Raw genomic sequence first — 19,066 nt, 5'->3', positions numbered from 1 at the left:
GGCTGCCGGGGTGGCCGCCGCCGTTCCTGCCTCGCTCCCTGCGGCGGCCCAGGTGCTCCCGACGCGCACGCCGACCTCGGTGCTGCGCGTCGCCACATTCCCCGATCTCGATCGCGCCGCGATCGCCGCCGCGCCGCGCTGGCGCGCGCTGCATCCGGACGTCGAGCTCAAGTTGCTGTCGATGCAGTACGCCGATCACCACCTGTCGATGACGACCGCGCTGGCGACCGGCTCCGGCCTGCCCGACGTGATGGCCATCGACCTGCGCTACATCGGCAAGTTCGCCGGCTCGGGCGGATTCGTCGACCTGAACCAGGCGCCGTTCAACGCGGCCGCGCATGCGGACGAGTACGTCCGCTTCGCAATGACGCAGGGCGTGGGGCCGACCGGCGCGCAGGTCGCGATCCCCGCCGACATCGGCCCCGGCACGCTGATCTATCGCAAGGACCTGCTCGACCGGGCCGGTGTCAGCGAGGCGGAGATCACCCGCGACTGGTCCTCGTACCTCGCCGCCGGCGAGCGCATCCGCAAGGCCACCGGCGCGTACCTGATGGCCGATGCGGCCGACCTGCGCGACATCGCGCTGCGCCAGGGGATTCAGGACGGCGAGGGGCTCTACTTCGATGCGGAGGGCCGCGTGCTCGTCGAATCGGCCCGCTTCCGCCACGCGTTCGAGCTCGGCCGCGCCGCGCGCCGCGCGGGCCTGGACGCGCGTGCGATCGCGTGGACCAACGACTGGGCGGCCGGCTTCAAGCAGGGCCGCATCGCGACGCAGATGATGGGTGCGTGGCTGGTCGGCCAGTTGCGCAACTGGATCGCGCCGCAGACGGCGGGGCTGTGGCGTTCGGCGCCGCTGCCCGGCGGCGTGCAGGCGGCCTACGGCGGATCGTTCTATGCGATCCCGAAGAAGGCCGCCAACAAGACGGCCGCTTGGGACTTCATCCGCTTGATGACGGCTGACGCGCAGGTGCAGCTCGAGTCGCTGAAGGTGCTCGACAGCTTCCCCGCGATGCGCGCGGTGCTGCGCGATCCGGTGATGGACGAACCGATCGCCTTCCTTGGCGGCCAGCGCGCGCGCCAGCTGTGGCGCGAGACCGCGTCGCAGATCCCCGCGATCCCGGTGAACCGCTTCGACGCGCTGGCCACGACGGTGATCCGCGACGAGTTCGAGCGCGTCATCGCCAAGGGCAAGGCCATCGCGGAGGCCCTGGCCGACGCGCGCCATCTCATCGAACGCCGCGCGCGCCGCCGCTGAGGTCACACGCATGTCTGCGCGTCGATTCCCCTCGCTGTCCGCACTGCGCTGGCCATCGTTCCGGTTGCCGGCGCTGCGCTCGCGGCGTCTCGCGCCTTACCTGTTCATCGCGCCGTTCTTCGCGCTGTTCCTGGTGTTCAGCCTGTTCCCGCTGGTGTTCTCGATCTACCTGTCGCTGCAGCAGTGGAACCCGGCCGAAGGCCTGCACACGATGCACTGGGTCGGGCTGGAGAACTACGGCTACGCGCTCACCGACCCGTGGTTCTGGGACGCGCTCTACAACACCGCCTGGTTCGCGCTGGTGGCCGGCGTTCCGCAGCACCTGGTGGCACTGCCTCTGGCGTTCTTCATCCATCGCCGCTTCAAGCGCGGCCGGGACCTGATCGTCGGCGCGTATTTCGTCCCGTACATCACGTCGAGCGTCGCGATCGCGCTGATCTTCACCACGCTGTATTCCAAGGACTACGGCCTGATCAACGCCGCGTTGGCCGAGCTGACGCGCATCCCTTTCATCGGCAGTCCGCTGGCCTCGCTGACGGCGCTGAAGGAGGGCGGCATCGACTGGCTGGGAGACGCCGACGTCACGCGGCCTGCCGTGGCCTTCGTCGTGTTCTGGCGCTACCTGGGCTGGAACCTCGTGCTCTATCTGTCGGGCCTGCAGGTCATCGACAAGGACCTCTACGAGGCGGCGACGCTGGACGGCGCGACCGAGTGGCAGCAGTTCTGGCACGTGACGCTGCCGCTGCTCAAGCCGATGATGTTCTTCGCGGTGACGCTGACGATCATCGGCAACCTGCAGCTGTTCGAGGAGCCGTTCATCCTCGTCGACGGCGAGAAGGGCGTCGCGTCGTCGGTGATGACGACGGCGATCTTCATGTACCGGACGGCGTTCTCGGACGGCGACTTCGGCACCGCGTCGGCGATGTCGTGGTTGATGTTCGTGCTGATCGCCGTGCTGACCTGGGTCAACGCGCGGCTCTTCGGCCGCGATCCGCGGAGTCGCCATGACACGCGGTAAGAAGAACTGGCTGGCGGGGCTGATCGTCGCCGGGGGCGCGCTGCTGCTGGTGGCGCCGCTGTACTTCACCTTCGTCTTCGCGACGCATGGCCGCACGGACATCTTCAATACGCCGCCGCCGCTGTGGTTCGGCGACGCCGCACCTTCGAACCTGCGGCTGCTCGAGGAGCGCCTGCCGTTCTGGCGCAACCTCGGGATGAGCCTCTACGTCGCGTCGATGACGACGGCGCTGAACCTGCTGTTGTGCTCGCTGGCCGGTTACGCGTTCGCGATCTACGAGTTCCGCTTCAAGCGCACGCTCTTCGCGATCGTGCTCGGCTCGATGATGCTGCCGGCCTTCCTGCACATGATCCCGAGCTTCATGGTGATGGACGCGCTGGGCTGGATCGACGAGCCCCGCGCGCTGTATGTGCCGGCGGCCGCGAGCGCGCTGGGCATCTTCCTGATGCGGCAGTACATCGGCTCCGCGATCCCGCCGGACCTGATCGACGCCGCACGCATCGACGGCTGCGGCGAGCTGCGCATCTTCTGGAGCATCGTGCTGCCGCTGCTGACGCCCGCGCTGGGCACGCTGGGGCTGATCACCTTCATCGCGAGCTGGAACAACTTCGTCGCGCCGCTGGTCGTCATGCGCTCGGCCGAGAACTACACGCTGCCGCTGGCGCTGCGCTCGATGCAGGCGCCCAACAACACGGAATGGGGCGCGCTGATGATCGGCAGCGCCATCGCGATGCTGCCGCTGCTGGTGGCGTACTTCTTCAGCGCCCGGCGGCTGGTCGCCGGGCTGACCTCGGGAGCCGTGCGCGGCTGAGGCCGGCACGCTCCCCGCAACCGACCGCCGGAAACGCCATGTCCTCTCCCGCGATTCCTTCGACCTCCTCGATTCCCTCGATCTCTTCGACCACGACTGCCACCACCATGCACGCGAACGACGCCAACCCCGCCGCAGACACCGCCACCTTCCAATCGCTGATCCAGTCGTTGCCCGCGGACTTCCAATGGGGCTCCGCCACCAGCGCCGCGCAGATCGAGGGCGCGGCCCGCGAGGACGGCAAGGGCGAGTCGATCTGGGACCGCTTCTGCGCCCAGCCGGGCCGCATCAAGGACGCGTCCAACATCGACGTGGCCTGCGACCACTACCGCCGTTATCCCGAGGACGTGAAGCTGATGAAGTGGCTGGGGCTGGACGCCTACCGCTTCTCGTTCTCCTGGCCGCGCGTGCAGCCGCTGGGACGCGGCGCGTGGAACGAGGCCGGCTTCGCGTTCTATGACCGGCTGATCGACGAACTGCTCGCCGCGGGCATCAAGCCCAACGCGACGCTCTACCACTGGGACCTGCCGCAGGCGCTGGACGATTCGATCGGCGGGCTGCTGTCGCGCGACGTGGTCCCGCTGTTCGCCGAGTACGCCGCCGAGATCGCGCGGCGCTTCGGCGACCGGTTGTCGACGATCGCCACGCTGAACGAGCCGTGGTGCTCGGCCACGCTGGGCTACGAGACGGCGCAGTTCGCGCCCGGCCACACCAGCCGGGCCGAGGCCTACCAAGTCTCGCACCACCTGCTGATGATGCACGGCGCCGCGATGCAGGCGATGCGCGCGGTCGGTTCCAAGGCCCAGCTCGGCATCGTGCTGAACCACACGCCGTCTTTCCCGGCCGATCCGCTGAGCGAGGACGACCGCCGCGCCGCGCGCATCGACGACGGCACCAACGTGCGCTGGTACATGGACCCGGTGTTCCGCGGCCAGTACCCGGCGGACATCGTCGAACACCTGGGCGCCGACGCGCCGAAGATCCAGGACGGCGACCTCGCGCTGATCCAGCAGCCGCTGGACTTCCTGGGCATCAACTTCTACACCCGCAGCGTGCTCAACGGGCAGCAGCAGTTCGTGACGCCGCCGGGGGAGCTCGGCTTCACCGACATGGGCTGGGAGATCTACCCGCAGGCGCTGACCCAGCACCTGCTGCGCATCACGCGCGAGTACACGCCGCCGCCGATCGTCATCACCGAGAACGGCATGGCCAACGCGGACAGCGTCGTGGACGGCCGCGTGCCTGACGCGGCGCGCATCGCCTACCTGCGCGGCCACCTGGAAGCGCTGGCGCAGGCGGTGGCGCTGGGCGCGGACGTGCGTGGCTATTTCTACTGGAGCCTGCTGGACAACTTCGAGTGGAACTCGGGCTATCTCAAGCGCTTCGGGTTGTTCCACGTCGACTATGCGTCGCAGCAGCGGCTGGCCAAGGACAGCGCGCACTGGTATCGCGACGCGATCGCGGCATTCAAGGCCGGTCGCTGACGGGCGCGTTGAAAGGCGCGTTGATGGGGACGTTGAGCGCGACGCGCTAAACACCGGCCGCAACGGCGTCCGTCACCGGGATCCTGCGACGGACTGTGGCAGCATCCATGACTTTTCGGGGCAGGCGACCCACTTGCCCCGCAAACGCATGGAGCATCGGTGAAGGAGCACAAGGCATGACACAGGGCGCAACGGCGCCAGCGCGGTTGCTGGCGGATGTGGGCGCGACGCACGTGCGTTTCGCCAGCCAGGGCGGTGCGGCCGAGCCGCTGGAACACGTGGCGCGATATGTCTGCCAGGACTTCGACACGCTCGCGGACGCCATCTTCTATCACCTGCATCGCGAGGGCCTGCCGACGCCGCGCAGCTGCGCGATCGGCATCGCGACAGCGGTCACCGGCGACCATGTCCGGATGACCAATCACCACTGGAGCTTCTCCACGCGGGCGCTGCAGTCGGCGCTCGGGGCGGAGCGGCTGCTGGTGATCAACGACTTCACGGCGCTGGCGCTGGCGTTGCCGACGATCGGGCCGCAGTCGACGCGCAAGGTCGGTGGCGGCGAAGCCGTCGTCGGTGCGGCGCGTGGGTTGGTCGGACCAGGGACAGGATTGGGCGTCTCGGGACTGCTGCCGTCCGAGGATGGGACCTCGATGGTCGCCGTCGGCGGCGAGGGCGGGCATGCGACGCTCTCGTCGTACGAGCCCGAGGAGCGTGCCGTGCTCGACCTGCTGCATCGTCGCTTCGGTCATGTGTCGGCGGAGCGCGCGGTGTCCGGGCCTGGACTTGAAAATCTCTACACGGCGCTCGCCGAACTGCGCGGACTCAAGCTCGCACCCGGCGAAGGTCGGACCGCGCCGGCCATCACCGCCGCCGCGCTCGCCGGCGAACCCTTCAGCAGCGACGTCGTCAGCATGTTCTGCGCGCTGCTCGGCGACATCGCCGGCCACGTCGCGCTCACGCTGGGCGCGCGTGGCGGGCTCTACATCGGCGGTGGCATCGTGCCTCGCCTCGGCGAGTGGTTCGATCGCAGCCCGTTCCGGACGCGTTTCGAGACCTGTGGACGATTGACGTCATATCTGCGAGCCATCCCCACGTTCGTCGTCCACGAGGCGGATCAGGCGCCGTTGCTCGGTGCAAGCCGCGCGCTTGACCGGGATGTGCTGACGCACTGAGGGCGGTTGTCCTTCTTCGGTCGGGGCGTTGGCCGCCGATGCATGGGGCCTTGGCGTCAAGCGCCAAAACCCCACGCATCGCCGTCCCCCATCACTGTCATCCTTCCACGGGTTTGCGACCGAGGACTGTGAAGGTGGCGACCGAGGACTGCGATGAAAAACGGCCGGGGACTTGGTAGTCGCCGGCCGTCCGTTGCGGGGTCAGGTGTTACCAGATCCGGATGCGGTCCTCGCTGGGCTTGAACATCTTGTCGCCCGGCTTGGTCTTGAAGGCCTCGTGGAAACCGTCGTGGTTGACGGCGGCACCGTTGGCACGGAACTCCGGCGGCGAGTGCGGATCGATCGTCAGCAGTTGCAGCTTGCGCTCGTCACGCGCCTTCTCGCGCCAGGCCTGCGACCAGCCCATGAAGAAGCGCTGCTCACCCGTGTAGCCATCGATCACCGGAGCCGGCTTGCCGCCCAGCGAGCGCAGGTAGGCCTTGTAGGCGATCTGCAGGCCGGACAGGTCGGCGATGTTCTCGCCCAGCGTCAGCTTGCCGTTCAGGTGCTTGCCGGCGATGGGCTCGTACCCCTCGTACTGCGCGACCAGCTTTGCACCGATCGCGTCGAAGGCCTTGCGGTCGTCGTCGGTCCACCAGTTGCGCAGCTTGCCGTCACCGTCGAACTGGCTGCCCTGGTCGTCGAAGCCGTGGCTGATTTCATGCCCGATCACCGCGCCGATGGCACCGTAGTTCACCGCATCGTCCGCCTTGGTGTTGTAGAAGGGCGGTTGCAGGATGGCGGCCGGGAAGACGATCTCGTTGAGCGTCGGGTTGTAGTACGCGTTGACCGTCTGCGGCGTCATCAGCCATTCGCGCCGATCGACCGGCTTGCTGGCCTTGGCGGCCTGGCGCTTCCATTCGAAGGTCGATGCGCGCAGGTTGTTGCCCACCGCGTCGCCCGCCTTGACTTCCAGCGCGGCATAGTCGCGCCAGACGTCGGGGTAGCCGATCTTCACCATGTACTTCGACAGCTTGTCCTGCGCCTGCGCCTTGGTCGACGGCGTCATCCAGCTCAGCTTGTCGATCGACTCCTTGTACGAGGCCAGCAGGTTGTTGACCAGCTCCACCATCCGCGCCTTGTCCGCGGCGGGGAAGTAGCGCGTGACGTAGACCTCGCCGACGGCTTCGCCCAGCGCGCCGTTGACGTTGCCCACCGCCTGCTGCCAGCGCGGCAGCGGGCTCTTCGCGCCGGTCAGCGCCGCGCCGTGGAAGGCGAAGTGTGCGTCGCGGTAGACCTTGGGCAGCGTCGAGGCGTTGGCGTCGATCGTGCGGAAGGTCAGGTAGAGCTTGAGGTCGTCCAGCGGCGCTTCGCCCAGGATCTTCGCGGCGCCCGTCAGGTAGCTCGGCTGCGAAGCGGAGAGCTTGTCCAGGCCCGGCAGCGAGGCGGCGGTGAAGAAGGCGTTCCAGTCGAAGCCCGGCGCCTTCTGCGCCAGCTCGGCCGGCGTCATCGGGTTGTAGGTCTTCTGCGGATCGCGCAGCTCGACCTTGTCCCATTGCACCTGGGCCAGACGCTCCTCGAGCGCCAGCACGCGCTGCGCGCTGCCCGCCGGATCCGCGATGCCCGCGGCCTTCGCCAGCTTCTGCAGGTAGTCGACGTAGGCGCCGCGCGCCTTGGACAGGCGCTCGTCGTCCTTCTTCAGGTAGTAGTCGCGGTCCGGCAGGCCCAGGCCGCCTTGCCAGGTCTGCAGGCGGTTGATGGTCGGGTCCTGGTAGTCGGCCTCGATGCCCAGCGGCACCGGCAAGTCGACGACGCCGGTCTGCGCGCCCAGCCAGATGGCCAACTGCTCGCGTGTCTGGATCGCCGCGATGCTGTCCAGCAGCGGCTTCACCGGCGCGAGGCCGGCCTTGTCGATCGCCGCGGTGTTCATGTAGGCGGCGTAGTAGTCGCCGATCTTCTGCTCGACGGTGCCGGCCTTGGCCTTCTTCTTCGAGAGGTCCTCGATGATCGAGCGCGCCCGCTTGTCGGAGAGGTCCGCCAGCAGGTGGAAGGCGCCGTAGGAGGACTTGTCGGCGGGGATCTCGGTGGTCGAGAGCCAGTGGCCGTTGGCGGCGCGGAAGAGGTCGTCCTGCGGGCGGACCGACTTGTCGTAACCCTTGAGATCCAGACCCGATTGCGGCTGTGCCGCCATCGCGAAGCCGCCCAGCTGCATCAGCAGGGCGAGGGTGGTGAGGCGGAGGACATTCTTCATCGCAAGCAGCTCTTGAGCGCGGGCCGGGCCCGACGAGGCCGCCAGCCTATGCCAGAAGACAGCCCCATGACAAAAGGCATGAGGCCGTCTGTGGCGCCCGTCGCACCGGGGCTTTCCAGCTTGCCGGGAGGCGCCTCAAGTGGCTGCGCACCGCCCGCCGGTACTCGCCATCGCCCCGACCTTTACCTCCGCTTTACCGGAGGCACGGTCCGCTGTTCCGGTGAGGCCGTTGAGGCCGTTGAGGCCGATGGCCGGCGCTGCCGATGCCGGCGACCTCGTGCTCAGCGTGAGGGCCGCGATGACGAGCGCCGCGCCGATCCATTCCTGCATGGCCGGATGCTGGCCCAGCGCGACGCTCATCAGCAGTGCCGACACCGGCACGCCGTTCAGGAACAGTGTCCCGCGCGAAGCGCCCAGTTGCCGCACGCCGAAGTTGAACGCGACCACCGCCGCCACCGTGGGCACTGCCGCGATGTAGATCAGATGCGGCGCGACGGTCGTCACGTCCTGCCAAGCGGGCGCGTCGATCCAGCCGCCGGCGGTGGCGACGAGCGCGAAGGCCACCTGCCAGGGCAGCGCCGCGATGGCGGTCAGGCCGGTGTATTCCAGCGGACTGAGGTCCGGCACCTTCGCCGCGCCCCGCGTGTAGAGCACCCAGCCGACCGTGCCCAGCAACGTCAGCGCGTCGCCGAGCAGCATGTGCGGCGGACCGTCGGTGCGCCCCAGCACGCCGGAGACGAGGATGACGCCGCTGAGCGCCAGCACCGCCGCGCCGGCCACCGCGATACCCGGCCGCTGACCGTCGAGCAGCCAGCGCAGGAGGATCGTCGTCATCGGCAACGTCGCCATCAGCACCGCGCCGTGCGAGGGCAGCGACAGCTTCAGCCCCTCCAGCACCAGGATGCCGAAGAAGCCGTAGCCCAGCACGCCGTAGCGCGTCAGCGTGCCCCAGTGGGCGCGGAGCTTGGCCCAGGGCCGTTCGCCGAAGAAGACGACCAGCAGCGTCATGCCGACACCCGCGAGCAGGTAGCGCACCGCCGTGAACCAGATGGGATCGAGCCGGCTCAGCACCGGCTTGCCGACGAGGAACAGGCTGCCCCACGAGATCGCCGCGAACAGCATCGCGACGGTGGCGGCATAGGGGTTGGAGAGGCTCATGGCGCCCTTCGCTTTCGCAAGACTTCGATGGGAGGGAAGTCTGGGCGCCGCCTCGCGCGGGGTCCATGCGCATCTTTGGAACACGCGTTCCGAGAATGTGAACAACGGTCCCGCGGCGGCTTGTCAGAATGCGGACCCATGGAGCTGTACCAGCTGAAGAGTTTTCTGGCCGTCGTGGCCGAACGCAACCTGACCCGCGCCGCGGAGAAGGTGTTCACGTCCGTGCCTGCCGTCAGCGCGCAGATCAAGGCGCTGGAGGAGGAACTCGGCGTCCAGCTGTTCGAACGCAGCTCGCGCGGCATGACACTGACGATCGCCGGCGAGAAGCTGGCCGAGGAAGCTCGACGGACGCTGGACGCCGCGCAGCGCCTGCGCCAGGCGGCGGCGCAGATCCGCGGCGACGTCCAGGGCGTGCTGCGCATGGGCACGGTCAGCGACCCGATCTCGCTGCGCTTGGGCGAGGTGCTGGTCAAGCTGGCGGAACGGCATCCCGGAATCGGTCTGCAGTTGATGCAGCGTCTGTCGCTGCACAGCGTGCAGGCGCTGCGCCGGGGCGAGGTCGATTGTGCGTACGTGCTCCATGACGGCGAGACCGCCGAGGGGCTGATCGTCAATCGCCTGCGACGGATGGAACTCGCGGTCGCGGTGCCGCGTCGCTTCGCGGACCGCGATTGGCCGGTGTCGCGCGACGCGCTGCTGTCGCTGCCGTGGATCGGCACGCCGGTGGACTGCGGTCTGCGCGCCGCGGCCGAACGCCTCTTCCAGAGCGCTGGTCGCGAGCCGCCGCACAGCCTGATGGCCGAGACCGAAGCCGCCGTGCGCGGCATGGTCGCCAGCGGCCTCGGCGCGGCGGTGCTCCGGCTGGATCAGGCGCAGGCCGCCGTCGACGCCGGCGAGTTGCGCATCTGGCCGCACTGGCAGGACGAGACCTGGCTGTGCTGGCTCCAGAAGGATGGCCCCGAGGAGCATGCGCTGACCGCGCTGCGCGAGCTGGTCGAGGAAGTCTGGCGGGAATGAACGAACGTTCGGGTTGATTTTTCGACCGACCGGTCGGGCTGCGATACTCCGTCGATCACAACGGAGACTGCATCGTGGAGACCCTGCAGATATCGACCGACACGCGTGGCGTGACCCGCGTGACGATGAACCGGCCCGAGGTGTTCAACGCCTTCGATGAAGCGATGATCGCGGATCTCGATGCCGCTTTCGTGCGACTTGGCCAGGATCCTGCCGTCCGGATCGTGGTGCTGGAGGGCGCCGGCAAGGCCTTCAGCGCCGGTGCCGATCTCCAATGGATGAAGCGTGCGTCGGAAGCGACGCAGGCGTGGAACGTCGAGGACGCGCGCCGATTCTCCGGCATGCTGGACCGCATCGCCCGCTGCCCGAAACCGACGATCGCGAAAGTCCACGGCGTGGCGCTGGGTGGGGGCGTCGGATTGACGCTGGCCTGTGACATCGCCGTCGCCACGGCGGGCGCGCAGTTCGCCGTCAGCGAGGCCCGCTTCGGGATCCTTCCGTCGGTGATCGGCCCCTACGTGATCAACGCCGTCGGCCCGCGTGAGGCGCGTCGGCTGGCGTTGACCGCCAGTCGCATTCCCGCCGCCGAGGCACTGAGAATCGGCCTGTTGCATGAGGTCGTCGAGAGCGACGCGGCCGGCGGACTTGACGGCGCCGTTGAGCGCTGGATCGCGGAGCTGCTGATGAACGGCCCTCAGGCGCAGGCGGAGATCAAGACGCTGTTCGCGCAGCTCGAGGTCGGACCGGTGAGCGGCGAGGTCCGCGAACTGACGGCCCAGACCATCGCCCGCGTGCGCATGGGCGCCGAGGCGAAGGAGGGCTTCGCCGCATTCCTCGCCAAACGACCGCCCGACTGGGTGCCGAAGCCCGACGGTGCAGCGTAGCGGTGACAGGACGCGGGTCGGCGCGCGATGCGCCGCTTCGCAGGATCGACAGCGAGACACGAAGAGAAGATCAGGAGACAGCAATGGCGAAATCGACGGGATCCTGGCGCATTGCGACGGCCGAAGCCGCGCAGGCGCCGGTGGCGGTGATCGGCGCGGGCGTGATGGGCGCGGGCATCGCGCAGGTGGCGGCGCAGGCCGGTCACCCGGTCCAGCTGATGGATCTGCGTGAGGGCGCCGCCGCTGCGGCGATCGCGCAGATCGGCAAGGCGCTCGACGGACTCGTGTCCAAGGGACGCCTGGAGGCGGCCGAGCGCGAAGCGGTGATGGGCCGGCTCTCGCCGGCCGCCGCGACGGTTGAGTTGAAAGACGCAGCGCTCGTGATCGAGGTGATCGTCGAGAAGCTCGAGCCCAAGCAGGCGCTGTTGCGTGAACTCGACGCCCTGCTGCCGTTCGATGCGCTGATCGCGTCCAACACCTCTTCCATCAGCATCACCGCGCTCGCCAACGGCATGGCGACGCCGCGCCGCCTGGTCGGCATGCACTTCTTCAATCCAGTGCCGCAGATGAAGCTCGTCGAGATTGTCGGGGGCGCGGAGACCGCCTCCACCGCCGCGTCGGCGATCGAACAGTTGTCGCGCCGCTGGGGCAAGACGCCGGTGCATGCGAAGTCGACGCCGGGGTTCATCGTGAACCGCATCGCGCGGCCGTACTACGCCGAAACGCTCGCGTTGCTGCAGGAACTGGCCGGGTCACCCGCGCAGCTGGACCGCGCGCTGCGCGGGGCCGGCTTTCGCATGGGGCCTTGCGAGTTGATGGATCTGATCGGACACGACACCAACTACCTGGTGACGCAGTCGGTGTTCGAGGCCAACTTCGGCGACAAGCGATATCAGCCGTCGCTGGTGCAAAAGGCGCTGGTCGACGGCGGCCGGCTGGGACGCAAGTCCGGCAAGGGCTTTTACAACGGCGTGCCCGCCGTCGCGCCACCGGCCGCTCCCGCCGAGGAGGACGTCGGTCCGGTCACGCTGGCGGGACAGGGCGTGTTGATCGACCGGCTCGGCGACTGGATGATGACGCGCGGCGTCACGTTCGAGCGCGATCTGACGGCGGACTGGCAGGGCGCGGCCATCGAGGGTCTGCAGTTGCACTTCACTCGAGGGCGTTGCGCCGCACAGCTGGCGCATGAGCGCAGCCAGCCCGGCCTGGCCGTGATCGACTGGCCACTGGTCCCGGACCGCATCGACGGCCTGGCCATCGCCTTTGCGCCGCGCATCGAGGCGGCGCTGCGGACGCGCGCCGAAACGCTGCTGCGCAGCCTCGGCTGGGAGCCGCTGGTCCTGCGCGACGTGCCTGGTCTCGCCGTCGCGCGGACGATCGCGATGCTCGTCAACGAAGGCGCCGACGCGGTCTGGCAGGGGGTCTGCGACGAGGCCGGCGCCGACACGGCGATGAAACTCGGCGTCAACTATCCGGCAGGCCCCTTCGAATGGCTCGCGCTGCTCGGCGCGCCGGTCGTCGTCGACATGCTCGACGGGCTCTTCGACGCGTATCGCAGCGAGCGCTATCGCGTCAGCCCGCTGCTGCGGCAGCGCCTGTGGGCCTGAACGGCAGGCTCGCACCGACCGGACCTGGATCCGGACATGAAAAAAGCGACCCGCGGGTCGCTTTTTCATTGGCGCTTTCGAGCGCAGTCCGGACGCCTCAGAGCAGCATGCGCAGGTGCGCTTGCGCCTGCAGCAGCGGCGGCAGGCAGTGCTCGACCATCTGCTCCATGCTCATGCGCGTCGCGTGGACGCTGATGGCCATCGCGGCGACGGTGTCGCCCTTGTAGTTCTTCAGCGGCACGGCCACCGAGCGCAAGCCTTGCTCCAGCTCCTGGTCGATCAGCGCGTAACCCTGGGCGCGGGCGCGGGCGATCTCGATGCGCAGGCGTTCCGGATGCGTGATCGTGTGCGGGGTCAGCGCGGTCAGTTCCTGGCGGGCGATGAAGGCGTCGACTTCCGCTTGCGGCTGGGCCGCCAGCAGCACGCGGCCGTTGCCGGTGCAGTAGGCCGGCACGCGCGTGCCTGGCTGCAGCGTCGGGGAGACCACGCGGCCCGCGCTCGTCGCCGAGATGCAGATCACGTCGTTGCCGTCTAGCACGCCGGCCGACGAGGCTTCCTTCATCGCGTACGCCAGCTTGTGCAGCTCGGGTTCGATGATGCGCGGCAGGCGGGCGGAGTGCATGTAGCTCTGGCCCAGGCGAAGCACCTTCGGGGTCAGCGCGAACATCTTGCGGTCCTGCGAGACAAAGCCCAGATGGGTCAGCGTCAGCAGGTAGCGGCGGGCGGCCGCGCGGGTCAGGCCGGTGCGGCCGGCGACCTCGCTGATGGTCAGTCTGGGGCGTTCCTGATCAAAGGCTTCGATCACGGCCAGGCCTTTTTCCAGGCCGGCGACCAGATCACGCTTCAGCGGACCGGTACGGACTTCAGCGTCAGGGGAGGGGACGACCGCTTGGATTGCGGTCAGTTCATCATCGTGGGCTCGTGCAGCGGACATGGCGGGAGGGAGGACGTGCGTTTGACGCCCAAATCTGCTGGGCGTAAGCAGGTGATGTCCACGACTATAGGGACAACCCTGTGAAGAATGTTTGCCAGGGCAAATGTTTTATCCGCAAATCGCACGCTCATGCATCAAATTGGTGCGTTTTCTGCGCAGAACGCCCCACCGCCTTGGTCAGGTGGTGTACGTGGGCGTTCAGCGGGAAAAAGGTGCGCGAAACCGCGGTCGGTGGTCGCTAAGCAGGCGGTCAATAGTCAGACATCATGCTTGTCACCGCATACCCTACATATATGAGCGGTATGCGCCATCAAACGAAGTCAGTATCACACGCGGTGTGCGATTGGCGCCTACGTGGTCCTACGTGCGCCCATGACTATTTCTTTGCCGCCCCCAACCTTTGGCTATGGGTCCGTTCGCAGTGGTTGGCTCGATCACGCTCTCGCCCTGCACCAAAATGAGGTCAGACAACCTGGGCGACTGCTGGAATTCTCAAACGCTTCTCAAAATGTCGCGTTCAGCCATGAACGAGGGACAGGAAGCCGGTCACCGCCGGCTCCTGAGCAGGTCAGACGCGCTCGACGACGACCGCGATGCCCTGGCCCACGCCGATGCACATCGTGCACAGCGCGTAGCGGCCCTGGATGCGGTGGAGCTGGTTGATCGCCGTCGTGACCAGCCGGGCGCCGCTGGCGCCGAGCGGGTGGCCCAGCGCAATCGCGCCGCCGTTGGGGTTCACGCGAGCGTCGTCGTCCTGCAGTCCGAGGTCTCGCAGCACCGCCAAGCCCTGGGCGGCGAAGGCTTCGTTCAGTTCGATGACGTCCATCTGGTCCAGGGTCAGGCCCACCTGGGCCAGGACCTTCCGCGTCGCCGGCGCAGGGCCGATGCCCATGATGCGCGGCGCAACGCCGGCCGTCGCCATGCCGAGCACGCGTGCCCGCGGGGTCAGGCCGTGCCGGGCGATCGCGGCTTCGCTGGACATCAGCAGCGCGCAGCTGCCGTCATTGACACCGGACGCGTTACCGGCAGTCACGCTACCGTCCGGTCGGACGACACCCTTGAGCTTGGCCAGCGCCTCCAGGCTGGTCTCGCGCGGGTGCTCGTCCTGGCGCACGATGACGGCGTCGCCCTTCTTCTGGGGAATCGTGACCGGGCAGATCTCGGCGTCAAAGAATCCGTTGCGCTGCGCGGCCAGTGCCTTGGTTTGGCTGGAAAGCGCCATGCGGTCCTGCGCGTCGCGCGCGATGGCGAAATCGACGGCAACGTTCTCGGCCGTTTCCGGCATCGCGTCGACGCCGTACTGCGCCTTCATCCTCGGATTGATGAAGCGCCATCCGATGGTCGTGTCGTAGATGGCATTGGCGCGGGAGAATGCGGTCTCCGCCTTGGGCATGACGAAGGGCGCGCGGCTCATGCTTTCGACGCCGCCGGCGATCATCAGATGGGCTTCACCGGCCCGGATTGCTCGGGCGGCGCTGCCGACGGCGTCCATGCCGGAGCCGCACAGCCGGTTCAGCGTCACGCCGGGCGCGCCGATGGGCAGGCCAGCCAGCAGGGCGGACATGCGCGCCACGTTGCGATTGTCTTCGCCCGCCTGATTCGCGCAGCCGTAGAACACGTCGTCCAGCGCTTCCCAGTCCAACGACGGGTGACGCGCCATCAGGGCCTGGATCGGTACCGCACCCAGATCGTCCGCGCGAATCGACGACAGGGCGCCGCCGTAACGCCCGAAAGGGGTGCGCTGCGCATCGCAGATGAAGGCGTGCATGAAAAGTCTCCTGTATCTTTATGAGAATGCGAGGTTCGGAGGATCATAGGGGGGTGCAGGAAAAACCTGTGACAAGTTGCACGATCCCCCCGCGATCATGCGCAACGCCGTACGGTTGACGCGCTTTTGATTTAAGTTGCGCCCCTCCGCAGCCGAAGCTGCTGACGAGGGCGTCCGAACCGGGACGCGGAACTACAAGAATGAAGGACAGATCGGCAGACCCGCTCATCGATGTGAACCAGCTGAAAGTCGGGATGTTCATCCATCTCGACCTCGGCTGGATGTCGCATCCGTTTCCGCTCAGCAGCTTCAAGCTGAGTTCGGAAGAGCAATTGCTGATTCTTCGCCGTCTTGGCCTCAAGCAGGTGCGCTGGAGTCCGGGCAAGAGCGACCTGCCGCTGGAGGCGACGCCGATGCCCGCGCCGATGCCCGCGGCCGCCGTCGTCGAGGAAAACCGCAGCGCCGAAGACGAGGTCCGCGAACGCCATCGCCGCCTGTTGACCGAGCAGCGCGAGGCGCTGCTGCTGTGCGAGCGCCAGTACGCCGAGGCCGCGAGTGCCCTGCGCGACCTGATGGACCTCGTGCCGCGCGAGCCGACGGACGCGCGAGACCGGTCGTCCGCGTTGTCCCGGGCGCTGCTGGACAAGATGCTGGTCGAGGGCGACATCAACATCCGCCTGCTCAACGAAGGTGCCGGCGACCGCGGCACCGCGCATGCGCTCAACGTCGCCGTGATCGCGATGCTGCTGGGCCGCGCCTTCGGCCTCGGCCGCGACGAGATGCTGGACCTCGGGCAAGGCGCGCTGCTCCACGACATTGGCAAGATGGAGCTGACCGCCCGATTCCGTCACCGTGACGACAGCTTCACCGCCGCCGAGGTCGCCGCCTACCAGCAGCACGTCGCCAAGGGAGTGGTGCTGGGACAGAAGATGGGCGTGGGGGCTGGGCCGCTGCTGATCATCGCGCAGCATCATGAACACGCCGACGGCAGCGGCTTCCCGCAGCGCCTGAACGCAGACCGCATGAGCATCGGCGCCCGCATCGTGGCGCTCGTCAACCGTTTCGACGGCCTGTGCAATCCGCTGCTCAGCTCCAAGGCGATGACCCCCCACGAAGCGCTATCCCTGATGTTCGCGCAGGGGCGCAGCCGTTTCGACGCCACCATGCTCAACGCCTTCATCCGGATGATGGGCGTGTATCCGCCGGGCTCCGCCGTGCAACTGACCGACGACCGCTATGCGCTGGTCGTGGCCGTGAACTCGTCACGCCCGCTCAAGCCCAAGGTCATGGTCCACGACCCCAAGGTGCCGCGCGACGAGGCGCTGGTGCTGAACCTGGAAGAGCTGCCCGACCTCGGCATCCGCCGCAGCGTCAAGCCGCAGCAGTTGCCGCGCGCCTCGCTGGACTACCTCAGCCCGCGCAGCCGCATCGCCTACTTCTTCGAGTCCGCCGGTGTGACCTCCCTCCCGCCGCCACCCCCCGGGGAGATGGCTGCGTGAATCTGCCGACCCGAGCCACCGCCGCATCTCCCGCGGTGTTCAACACCGCGTTCCTGCCGCTGATCGACGGCCTGCAGGAAGCGGTGTGGCTCGTGGACGCGCGCACCCACAGCGTCGTGGCAGTCAACCACGCGTCGCAGCAGTTGCTCGGACTGCAGGCCAGGGACCTGGTCGGAAGCAGCGTCGAATCGCTGGCTTCCACGCCGGAGGACGCGCTGTTCTGGATGGACGCCGCGATCGGCCGTCGCGAGAGCCTGCACACCGACACGATGATGCGTCACGCCGACGGCCGCATGCTGTGGGTCTCCCGCCGCATCAGCTACGTCGCGCAAGCGCAGGGCGACGGCCTGTGGCTGATCGCGATGCGCGACCAGACCCAGCAGCGGCAGCATGACGAAGAGCGAGAGACGCTGCTCGCCGAACTGCGTGCCACGCTCGAATCCACTGCGGATGGCATCCTGGTCACGGACCTGGCCGGCCGGATCCGCAGCTTCAACCAGCGGCTGGCATCGCTATGGGGCATTCCCGAAGACCTGCTCAACGATCGCAATGACGACGCCGTCCAGGCCTGGATGCGGCGCAGCGTCGTCGACGGTGCCGCCTACGCCATGCGGCTCGGCGCGATCCAGGAATCACCGCTGCTGCACACCAGCGACAACCTCAAGCTGATCGACGGCCGCGTGCTCGAGCGCGTATCGCTGCCGCAATGGAGCCGGGGCCGGCCGATCGGCCGCGTCTACTCGTTCCGCGACCTCAGCGAGAAGCTCGCCGCGCACCAGCGCATTGAAGAGCTGTCGCACAACGACATGCTTACCGGGCTGCCGAACCGTCGGGCGCTGATGGAACGCGTCGACTACGCGCAGGCCATGGCACGCCGCGAGACGACCCCGTTCGCGCTGCTCAACGTCGACCTCGACCGCTTCAAGCAGATCAACGACACGCTAGGCCACTCCTACGGGGACCGCGTCCTGAAGGAAGTTGCGCTGCGCCTGAAGGAGTCGCTGCGCGAGGTCGACACCGTCGCGCGGCTTGATGGCGATGAGTTCGCGCTCTTGATCCATCAGGCAGACGCCCGCGGCGCCGAGCACGCGGCGCGCCGCGTCCAGGAGGCGATGTCGCGGCCATTCTGCTTCGACACGCTGAGCTTCACGGTCACCTGCAGCACTGGCATCGCGCTGTTCCCCGGCGACGGCGCCAGCGCCGAGGAACTGCTGGCCAGTGCCGAGCGCGCCATGCACTGGGTCAAGGAAAGCGGCCGCAGTGCCTTCCGCTTCCACCAGCCGCGCAAGGACGTGGACCTGCTGTCGCGCATGCGGCTGGACCACGCGATGCGACAGGCGCTCCAGGAACACGAGTTCCGCCTGCACTTCCAGCCGCAGGTCTCGCTGGAGACCGGCGAGCTCATCGGTGCGGAGGCGCTGATCCGCTGGCGCGATCCGCTGCGCGGCGACGTGCCGCCGTCCGAGTTCATCCCCGTGGCCGAGGAGAGCGGCTTCATCGTCGCGATCGGTCAGTGGGTGCTGCAGCAGGCGGTGGCGCAGGCCGCGGCGTGGCTCCAGAAGGGGCTGCGCGTACCGGTGGCGGTCAACGTGTCGGCGCTGCAGTTTCAGCAGACGCAGTTCGTCGAGCAGGTGGCGCAGGCGCTGCGCGCCTACGACCTGCCGCCGTCGCTGCTGGAACTGGAGCTGACCGAATCCGTCCTGCTGCGCGATGCCGAGGAAGCCTTGCATCGGATGGAGGCGCTGTCGGAACTCGGCGTGCTGATGGCCATCGACGATTTCGGTACGGGCTACTCCAGCCTGGGCTATCTGAAGCGCTTTCCGATCCAGCGCCTCAAGATCGACCGCAGCTTCGTCAAGGGGCTACCGGGGGATGCGAGCGATGCCGGCATCGTCAACGCGATCGTCCAGATGGGTCGTGCGCTCAACCTGAAGGTCATCGCCGAGGGTGTCGAGACCGATGCGCAGCGCGACTTCCTGGCCCGCTGCGGCTGCCACGAGTACCAGGGCTTCCTGTGCGCGCCGGCGCTGGAGACGCGAGCCTTCGAGGAGCGTCAAACCCAGATCGCGGCGCAGGCTGAGGCCGGAAGGCTGGCCCGCGGACAGGCGGTGGCGCCGCGTGCCGCGCGCGCGTCCGTGCATCTGCTGCGCGGCGGGTGAGCCGCACTGCGTCCGAAGGTGCATCGGGATCGACCCGGAGAACGGGCGAACCGGGGTCGGGAGGTCTCTC

General features: G+C 68.1%; 14 protein-coding genes. 10 read left to right on the top strand and 4 right to left on the bottom strand.

The window, feature by feature from the left end; translation table 11 throughout:
- The first annotated feature begins 10 nt into the window (after positions 1 to 10).
- The 5 genes from AC1VNM_RS19670 to glk all read left to right on the top strand — a co-directional run bounded on the left by AC1VNM_RS19670 (position 11) and on the right by glk (position 5,740).
- Entirely contained in the window at positions 11 to 1,255 is a 1,245-nt protein-coding gene (locus tag AC1VNM_RS19670; RefSeq protein ID WP_483108011.1) for an ABC transporter substrate-binding protein, read from the top strand.
- 10 nt (positions 1,256 to 1,265) lie between these two features.
- Positions 1,266 to 2,273: a carbohydrate ABC transporter permease gene (locus AC1VNM_RS19665; RefSeq protein WP_483108010.1), complete on the top strand. Its 1,008-nt coding sequence runs from the start codon at positions 1,266 to 1,268 to the stop codon at positions 2,271 to 2,273.
- On the top strand, positions 2,260 to 3,084 hold the full coding sequence (locus AC1VNM_RS19660) for a carbohydrate ABC transporter permease (protein WP_377159657.1): 825 nt from the start codon (positions 2,260 to 2,262) through the stop codon (positions 3,082 to 3,084). Before AC1VNM_RS19665 ends, AC1VNM_RS19660 begins: the two co-directional genes overlap by 14 nt.
- Positions 3,085 to 3,191: 107 nt before the next feature.
- A complete protein-coding gene (locus tag AC1VNM_RS19655; RefSeq protein WP_483108009.1) occupies positions 3,192 to 4,568 on the top strand; it encodes a GH1 family beta-glucosidase in 1,377 nt (458 codons plus the stop codon).
- A gap of 176 nt (positions 4,569 to 4,744) precedes the next feature.
- Positions 4,745 to 5,740, top strand: a complete 996-nt coding sequence (gene glk / locus AC1VNM_RS19650) for a glucokinase (RefSeq protein ID WP_377159661.1) — start codon at positions 4,745 to 4,747, stop codon at positions 5,738 to 5,740.
- A gap of 208 nt (positions 5,741 to 5,948) precedes the next feature.
- Here the strand turns inward: glk and AC1VNM_RS19645 are convergent, their stop codons facing one another.
- Positions 5,949 to 7,970: a M13 family metallopeptidase gene (locus AC1VNM_RS19645; RefSeq protein WP_483108008.1), complete on the bottom strand. Its 2,022-nt coding sequence runs from the start codon at positions 7,968 to 7,970 to the stop codon at positions 5,949 to 5,951.
- Positions 7,971 to 8,105: 135 nt separating this feature from the next.
- Positions 8,106 to 9,128 carry a DMT family transporter gene (locus tag AC1VNM_RS19640; protein ID WP_483108007.1) on the bottom strand — a complete coding sequence of 341 codons (1,023 nt, stop codon included), beginning with the start codon at positions 9,126 to 9,128 and terminating at the stop codon, positions 8,106 to 8,108.
- Positions 9,129 to 9,266: 138 nt separating this feature from the next.
- On the opposite strand from AC1VNM_RS19640, the gene AC1VNM_RS19635 reads away from it, so the two are divergent.
- From AC1VNM_RS19635 to AC1VNM_RS19625, 3 genes are all read left to right on the top strand, one after another.
- Positions 9,267 to 10,145 carry a LysR family transcriptional regulator gene (locus tag AC1VNM_RS19635; RefSeq protein WP_377159667.1) on the top strand — a complete coding sequence of 293 codons (879 nt, stop codon included), beginning with the start codon at positions 9,267 to 9,269 and terminating at the stop codon, positions 10,143 to 10,145.
- Positions 10,146 to 10,219: 74 nt separating this feature from the next.
- Positions 10,220 to 11,029 carry an enoyl-CoA hydratase-related protein gene (locus AC1VNM_RS19630; RefSeq protein WP_483108006.1) on the top strand — a complete coding sequence of 270 codons (810 nt, stop codon included), beginning with the start codon at positions 10,220 to 10,222 and terminating at the stop codon, positions 11,027 to 11,029.
- Between the two features lie 83 nt (positions 11,030 to 11,112).
- Entirely contained in the window at positions 11,113 to 12,636 is a 1,524-nt protein-coding gene (locus AC1VNM_RS19625) for a 3-hydroxyacyl-CoA dehydrogenase (RefSeq protein WP_483108005.1), read from the top strand.
- Positions 12,637 to 12,733: 97 nt separating this feature from the next.
- Here the strand turns inward: AC1VNM_RS19625 and AC1VNM_RS19620 are convergent, their stop codons facing one another.
- Complete coding sequence (locus AC1VNM_RS19620; RefSeq protein WP_377159673.1) at positions 12,734 to 13,570, bottom strand: IclR family transcriptional regulator domain-containing protein; 837 nt, start codon at positions 13,568 to 13,570, stop codon at positions 12,734 to 12,736.
- 568 nt (positions 13,571 to 14,138) lie between these two features.
- Positions 14,139 to 15,338 (bottom strand): 3-oxoadipyl-CoA thiolase, encoded by a 1,200-nt coding sequence (gene pcaF / locus AC1VNM_RS19615; RefSeq protein ID WP_377159675.1) that lies wholly within the window; start codon positions 15,336 to 15,338, stop codon positions 14,139 to 14,141.
- A 200-nt stretch (positions 15,339 to 15,538) separates the two neighbouring features.
- Here pcaF and AC1VNM_RS19610 point away from each other — a divergent pair, with 200 nt between their 5' ends.
- Both AC1VNM_RS19610 and AC1VNM_RS19605 read left to right on the top strand, forming a co-directional pair.
- Positions 15,539 to 16,837 carry an HD-GYP domain-containing protein gene (locus AC1VNM_RS19610; RefSeq protein WP_483108004.1) on the top strand — a complete coding sequence of 433 codons (1,299 nt, stop codon included), beginning with the start codon at positions 15,539 to 15,541 and terminating at the stop codon, positions 16,835 to 16,837.
- Positions 16,834 to 18,996 carry a putative bifunctional diguanylate cyclase/phosphodiesterase gene (locus AC1VNM_RS19605; protein WP_483108003.1) on the top strand — a complete coding sequence of 721 codons (2,163 nt, stop codon included), beginning with the start codon at positions 16,834 to 16,836 and terminating at the stop codon, positions 18,994 to 18,996. The genes AC1VNM_RS19610 and AC1VNM_RS19605 overlap by 4 nt, the downstream gene beginning before the upstream one ends.
- The last annotated feature ends 70 nt before the right edge of the window (positions 18,997 to 19,066 follow it).

This window comes from Mitsuaria sp. MSU3D, assembly GCF_056867975.1.
The sequence above is the reverse complement of the archived record's forward strand: the minus strand, read 5'-3'. Positions and strand labels throughout refer to the sequence as shown.

Coding starts and splice junctions, on each gene's coding strand:
- AC1VNM_RS19665 (WP_483108010.1), top strand. CDS start 1,266: ATGTCTGCGCGTCGATTCCCCTCGCTGTCCGCACTGCGCTGGCCATCG.
- AC1VNM_RS19640 (WP_483108007.1), bottom strand. CDS start 9,128: ATGAGCCTCTCCAACCCCTATGCCGCCACCGTCGCGATGCTGTTCGCG.
- AC1VNM_RS19620 (WP_377159673.1), bottom strand. CDS start 13,570: ATGTCCGCTGCACGAGCCCACGATGATGAACTGACCGCAATCCAAGCG.
- pcaF (WP_377159675.1), bottom strand. CDS start 15,338: ATGCACGCCTTCATCTGCGATGCGCAGCGCACCCCTTTCGGGCGTTAC.
- AC1VNM_RS19655 (WP_483108009.1), top strand. CDS start 3,192: ATGCACGCGAACGACGCCAACCCCGCCGCAGACACCGCCACCTTCCAA.
- AC1VNM_RS19645 (WP_483108008.1), bottom strand. CDS start 7,970: ATGAAGAATGTCCTCCGCCTCACCACCCTCGCCCTGCTGATGCAGCTG.
- AC1VNM_RS19625 (WP_483108005.1), top strand. CDS start 11,113: ATGGCGAAATCGACGGGATCCTGGCGCATTGCGACGGCCGAAGCCGCG.
- glk (WP_377159661.1), top strand. CDS start 4,745: ATGACACAGGGCGCAACGGCGCCAGCGCGGTTGCTGGCGGATGTGGGC.
- AC1VNM_RS19660 (WP_377159657.1), top strand. CDS start 2,260: ATGACACGCGGTAAGAAGAACTGGCTGGCGGGGCTGATCGTCGCCGGG.
- AC1VNM_RS19635 (WP_377159667.1), top strand. CDS start 9,267: ATGGAGCTGTACCAGCTGAAGAGTTTTCTGGCCGTCGTGGCCGAACGC.
- AC1VNM_RS19610 (WP_483108004.1), top strand. CDS start 15,539: ATGAAGGACAGATCGGCAGACCCGCTCATCGATGTGAACCAGCTGAAA.